Origin of the sequence: Psychrobacter sp. 72-O-c (genome assembly GCF_904846605.1) — a bacterium.
GTDB lineage: Bacteria > Pseudomonadota > Gammaproteobacteria > Pseudomonadales > Moraxellaceae > Psychrobacter.
This window is the reverse complement of the sequence record NZ_CAJHBI010000070.1, coordinates 1-876: the sequence shown is the minus strand read 5'-3', so window position 1 is coordinate 876 and position 876 is coordinate 1. Positions and strand designations below refer to the sequence as shown.

At 40.1% G+C, this 876-nt stretch carries 1 protein-coding gene; it reads right to left on the bottom strand.

Features of this window, described 5'->3' with window-relative positions; genetic code table 11:
• Positions 1–19 precede the first annotated feature (19 nt).
• Positions 20–772 carry an IS5 family transposase gene (locus tag JMX97_RS13625; RefSeq protein WP_201558961.1) on the bottom strand — a complete coding sequence of 251 codons (753 nt, stop codon included), beginning with the start codon at positions 770–772 and terminating at the stop codon, positions 20–22.
• Positions 773–876: the final 104 nt, after the last annotated feature.

Here is an 876-nt window from a genome sequence, read left to right as displayed (position 1 = left end):
ATTAGGGCCTGTTGAACATTCATAATTTAAGCCAGATATAAGCGCAAGCTAGCGCCACTGTATTCTCATAACTTTGCTTAAGTTTATCGTATCTGGTGGCTACTGCTCTGAACCGTTTTAAGTGTGCAAACGCATTTTCAACTAAATGGCGTATTTTATACAAGTCCCAGTCCATATGATGGTTATCAGATTTTGTATTCTTCTTTCTAGGAATATTATCGAAACTCCCTGCTTGCTTAATGTGTTCTCTTAGCGTGTCAGAGTCGTAGCCTTTATCGGCACATAAAATATCGGTATTGCTTAAATCTATCTTATCAACTAAATCTGGCGCGACTTTAACATCGTGAGTGGTGCCATCTGATAATATAAAGCTAATCGGGTTACCATGAGCATCGACTGCTAAGTGAATCTTGGTAGCACGACCTGCCACACTTTTACTGATGGCCTGATCCGCTTCATTACCACCACTACTGTGTTGATGCGCTTTGATATGAGTCCCATCTATAAACACCCATTCAAGGTCTGAATCTTTGATTAATAAAGCAAAAAGTTGAATTAACTTATTGCTGCGAAACCAACGCTGATAAGCTTTGTAGACCGTATTAGGCTTGCCAAAGTAAGCGGGCAAATCACGCCAAGGACAGCCAACACGCATACGATAAAGTACCCCTTCAACGGTACGTCTAAGATTTCCTTTGTCATAGATGTTAAGTTCTAGTAGTATAGGTCTTAGTCTTGTCCAATGTTCATCTTTGAGCATAGTGCGAGGCATAGCGAACGGTATCTTTGTTGTGTGAGAACTCAAAGGTTACTGCTTCGCTATTTTTTTTGCCACTAATTTATTGCTGTTATTTCACCAATGTTCAACAGACCCTA

What these genes read in the sequence shown, in the direction of transcription:
- JMX97_RS13625 (WP_201558961.1), bottom strand. Translation starts at nt 772, where the DNA reads ATGCCTCGCACTATGCTCAAAGATGAACATTGGACAAGACTAAGACCT.